Raw genomic sequence first — 4,874 nt, 5'->3', positions numbered from 1 at the left:
GAGCGCGACGATCCGCGTCAGGCGCTCGCCGGCGAACACCGGCAGGCCGGTCGCGCAGGCCAGCCCGCCGATGGCGAGGCCCTGCAGCAGGTGGCGACGGGTGAGGGACATGGGACTTCTCCACTCGATCAAAACGACAGGCTCTTGAAGCGACAAAGGGCCCCCTGCGAACAGGGAGCCCGGCAGCGACTGGCGGAGCAGGCGCGCGGCCTGCTCCGCGAGCGCCTTACCAGCTGTACTTCACGCTGGTCAGCACGGTGCGGCGCAGGCCCGGGTAGCAGGAGATCGGACTGTCGCAGGTGGCCGCGTAGTCCTCGTCCAGCAGGTTCTGGGCGTTCAGCGAGACGGTCACGTTCTTGTTCAGCGGGTAGCTCACGCCTGCGTCGAACAGGGTGTAGTTGTCGACGTGGTAGGTGTTGGCGTTGTTGCCGTAGAGCGAGCCGGTGTAGCGCACGCCGCCGCCGATGGAGAGGCCGTCGACCGCGCCTTCGTGGAAGGTGTAGTTAAGCCAGCCATTGGCCATGTGCTCGGGCACGTTGGCCGGGCGGTTGCCCTCGTTGCCGTCGTTGCTCTGGGTGATCTTGGCCTTGGTGTAGGTATAGGAGGCCAGCAGGTCCCAGTTCTGGTCCAGCTTGGCCTTCAGCTCGGCCTCGATGCCGCGCGAACGCTGCTCGCCGGTGGGCTCGCTGAAACCGGTGGGCACGCCATTGGCGCTGAGCTGCGGGGTGAGGATGTTTTCCTTGGTCAGCTCGTAGGCGGCCAGGGTGATCAGCAGGGTCTCGTCGGGCTGGAACTTCACGCCGGCTTCGTACTGGTGCGCTTCGCTGGACTTGAACGCGCCGCCGTCCGGGCCGATACCGGAGTTGGGCACGAAGGACTCGGAATAGCTGACGTAGGGCGCCAGGCCGAAGTCGGTCAGGTAGGTCAGGCCCACGCGGCCGGTGAAGGCGTTGTCCTTCTGCATGCTGTGGGCGCCGGTGTGGCTGTCCAGGTCGTTGCGCACGTAGTCGTAGCGTCCGCCGGCGGTGAGGATCCAGTGGTCGTCGAACTTGACCTGGTCCTGCAGGTAGGCGCCGACCTGCTCGATGTTCTGGTTGTAGTCGATGGCCTGGCCGGGGAGGGTGGTGTCCTTGGTCGGGCGCTGCACGCTCTGGCCGTACTGCGGGTTGTCCAGGTTCAGCGACGGGCCGAGGGTGCGCCAGCGGGCGATGTCGGCGTCCTGCCAGCTGTAGTCGACGCCCATCAGCAGGGTGTGCTTGATGGTGCCGGTGGCGAAGTCGGCCTGGAGCTGGTTGTCCAGGTTGAAGGTGTCCAGGTGCTGGTCGAAGCGGTCGGCGGTGCGGATGATGTTGCGCCCGACCTGGGCCTGCGGCAGCAGGTTGGCGAAGACCAGGTCGACCTGGCCGTAGCGCGCGTTCTGGCGGAATTCCCAGACATCGTCGAAGCGGTGGCGGAACTCGTAGCCGAGGGTGTACTGGTCCTGGCTGAAGTGGTTGTAGCTGTGGTCGCCCAGCAGGGTGCCGGTGGTGTGGCCATTGACGCTGTAGTCGAAGATCGAGCCGGAGTTGCGGTCGCGCAGGAAGTCGGTGAGCACGGTCAGGCTGGTGTCTTCGTCCGGCGCCCAGGTGAAGGAAGGGGCGATGTAGTAGCGGTCGTCCTCGACCTCGTGGCCATCGTCGTACTCGGCCTGGGTGTTGGCGTCGCGCGCCAGGCCGACGACGCGGTAGAGGAACTGGTTCTGGTCGTCCAGCGCGCCGCCGAGGTCGAACTGGCCCTGCTTGCGGTCGTGGTTGCCGCCGGTCAGCTGGACTTCGTTGACGTGGTTGGCGGTGGGCTTCTTGCTCACCCGGTTGACGATGCCGCCGGCGTCGCCCAGGCCGAACAGGCTGGAGGACGGGCCACGGACCACGTCGATACGCTCGAAGGCGTAGGGCTCGCTGCGAAAGAAGGCGTAGCTGTTGTTCTGCTGACGCAGGCCGTTGAGGTAGTCGCTGGTGGCCTGGGCGTTGAAGCCGCGGATGTACATCCAGTCGAAGCCTTTGGGGTCCAGGCCATAGGCCTCCACCTTGACGCCGGGCACGTAGCGCAGCGCCTCGGTCACGGTCTGCGCGCCCTGGGCGTCCATCTGCTTGCGGGTGATCACCGAGATCGACTGGGGGATTTCCAGCAGCGGGGTGTCGGTCTTGCTGCCGCTGTTGGAGGTGCGCGGCACGTAGCTGTCCTCGCCTTCGACGGCGCCGGTAATGACCTGGGCGGACAGGTTCAGGGTGTCGCCGCTGGTGGAGTCGGCACCCAGCAGGGTCACGCGGCTGCCTTCGACCTGGTACTTGATGCCGGTGCCCTGCAGCAGGCGTTCCAGCGCCTGGGTGGGCTCCATTTCGCCGCGCACGCCGGGGGCGCGCAGGTTCTGCACCTGGGTCTGGTTGAAGACGATCTGCAGGTTCGACTGCGTGCCCAGGCTGGTGAGCGCGGAAGCCAGGGACTGGGCCGGGATGTCGATGCGGACCGGGGCCGCCTCGGCGGCCGAAGCCGCCAGGACTATCCCAAGGGCGGTGGCGCGGACCAGGCGGGCCAGGGGTTTCACCTTGTGCCGGGATTGCAGCGCAGTGCGGGTGCGACTCACTTGTTAGCTCCTATGATCTTGATGTTGTTTCTAATAAGAATGATTCACTTCATGTGACGGGCCCGGTTGGAAAAACCTCCAGGCCGTCAGTGCATCGCTACGCCGCTGCCGCCCCGTGGTGGAGCGGCGCGGTGGTCCTGGATCTCCACGATCTGCCCGGCGCTCATGCGCAGGAGACGATCAGCGACGCCGAAATAGCGGTCGTCATGGGAGATCACGATCAGCGTCCTGCCCTGGGCGCGAAGTTCGGGCAGCAGCTCGGTGTAGAAAATCCGGCGGAATTCCGGGTCCTGGTCCGCCGCCCACTCGTCGAACACCAGCACCGGGCGTTTCTCCAGCCAGGCCTGCACCAGGGCCAGGCGCTTGCGCTGGCCGGTCGAGAGATCCGTGGTGGAAAACTCCTGTCCCTCGAGACTGACCTTGTGGGCGATCTCCAGGCGCTCCAGGTAGCGGCCGGCTTCGGCCGGAATGTCCTGGCTGCCCTTGAGCAGGTCCTCGAAGAGGAAGTAGTCGGCGAAGATGGTGGTGAACAGCTGGCGGTAGTCGTCGCGGCTGGTGTCGGTCACCGGCTCGCCGTTGAGCAGCAGCTCGCCGCCGCGCGGGGCGTAGAGACCGAGCAGCAGCTTGATCAGGGTCGTCTTGCCACAGCCGTTCTCACCGGCGATGAAGAGAATCTCGCCACGGCTGACCTTGAGGTTCAGCGGGCCGACGCCGAAGCCACGGGAGCCATCATCGGTGGGGTAGTGGTAGGCGAGGTCGCGCAGTTCGATGGACTGGAAGTCCAGCGGCTTGCGACCGTCATCGGCCAACAGCAGGTTCGGCTCCGGCGAGGAGAAACGCACCGACAACTCGGCGATGCGGCGGAACGCGACCTGGGCGCGGGTCACCACCGGCAGCTGGCCGATCAGGCCTTCCAGTGGGCCCTTCATATACAGCAGCACCAGGATGAAACCGGACAGCGTCGCCTGGTCGGTGCTCGGCCACAGGGACTGGTAGGCCAGGGCCACGCCGATGACGATGAAGAACAGTGTCGAGCCGAAGCCCTTGGCGACGTTGAACAGGTTGATCGAGCGCAGCTGGATGTCGCAGATCTCGTCGGCGGTGCCCTGCAGGCGCTCGCTGTAGTGCTGGAAGCGGCGCGGGCGGCTGATGCGCAGCTCCTTGGCGCCCTCGGCGATGGCGCGGTAGTGCTTCTGCAGTTCGTCTTCCTTGTCCCTTGCCTCGAAGAAGCCCTTGATGCCCTTGGCCCGCGCAACGTACTGCACGGCGCTGCCGACGACGATGGCGATGGCGGTGGCGAGGAACATCGGCGGCGACAGCCAGGCCAGGTAACCCAGGCAGCCGAGCGTGGTGGTCAGCGCTACCGCCAGGGGCGCAAAGGCGAAGGCGAAGTCGCTGATAGTGTCGATGTCGTGGGTCAGCACCGGGATCAGCCGGTGGCTGCGGTAGCGCTCGATCTGCTCGATGGGCGCGGAGATGATCTTGCTGCCCAGGTCCTTGCGCAGCCGCGCGATGACGTGCTGACCGACGTAATTGGTGCCCCTGTCGGAAATGATCGAGCCCAGCAGCGCCAGCGCGCACAGCCCGGCAAAGCCCAGCAGCAGCCCGGCGGGCATGCCGCCCTCGGAGTGCAGGCTGTAGTTGATGGTGGCGAGCAGCGCGGTGATGGCCGAGCCACCGAGAATCCCCAGCAGCGTGGCGGCGGTCAGCGGCAGCCAGTGCGGCCGCAGCAGTTTGAGCATCTCGCGCAAGGCGCTTGGAGCGGGTGATTGCATCGTCTTTTCCTGGACCCGGCCTGCCGGGAAGCAGGACGCACAACGGGGCGAGACGGCGCGCGAATCAGCAAATCATCGGCAAATCCGAATCGTTCCTATCAAGACGAACGAGGCGGGGGAAAACTGAAGAGAATTTGCGAATTTTTCGCAAATAAGAAATGGCTGGCCGTTGAGCGCTGCTTGCCGGTGACCTCAAATTCCGCCGCATGGGAATTCGCGAGCAAGCTCGCTCCTACGAAGAGCACTCAGAGGTTAAGGGAGGCTGTAGGAGCGAGCTTGCTCGCGAACCCGCACGGCACACCGGTTTCCCGGATGCCCCGCGCGCCCTGGAGCTGCGCGTGACGACAGGCGAGGACAGTGCGCCCCTCGTTGTCCTTGTACTGTTCCACCGCGCCGGAATTGGCGGGCCACCGCGGGCCCGCCCAACGCCATACGAAAGGCGGGGGGGGTGCTGGAGCGCGCGGGCTGGCGGCCCC

Annotated in this window: 3 protein-coding genes; all 3 read right to left on the bottom strand. The window is 66.0% G+C overall.

Features of this window, described 5'->3' with window-relative positions:
* Positions 1-111: twin-arginine translocation signal domain-containing protein (locus tag ACCC94_RS27765; protein WP_413352810.1), on the bottom strand; the 111-nt coding region annotated here is incomplete at its 3' end.
* A 115-nt stretch (positions 112-226) separates the two neighbouring features.
* On the bottom strand, positions 227-2,623 hold the full coding sequence (locus ACCC94_RS27760; protein ID WP_413352809.1) for a TonB-dependent siderophore receptor: 2,397 nt from the start codon (positions 2,621-2,623) through the stop codon (positions 227-229).
* An 86-nt stretch (positions 2,624-2,709) separates the two neighbouring features.
* Positions 2,710-4,398: a cyclic peptide export ABC transporter gene (locus ACCC94_RS27755; protein ID WP_413352807.1), complete on the bottom strand. Its 1,689-nt coding sequence runs from the start codon at positions 4,396-4,398 to the stop codon at positions 2,710-2,712.
* Between the last annotated feature and the right edge of the window lie 476 nt (positions 4,399-4,874).

The sequence above is a fragment of the Pseudomonas sp. Pseusp97 genome (assembly GCF_047304025.1).
Lineage (GTDB): Bacteria > Pseudomonadota > Gammaproteobacteria > Pseudomonadales > Pseudomonadaceae > Pseudomonas.
This window is presented reverse-complemented; position numbering and strand designations above follow the sequence as displayed.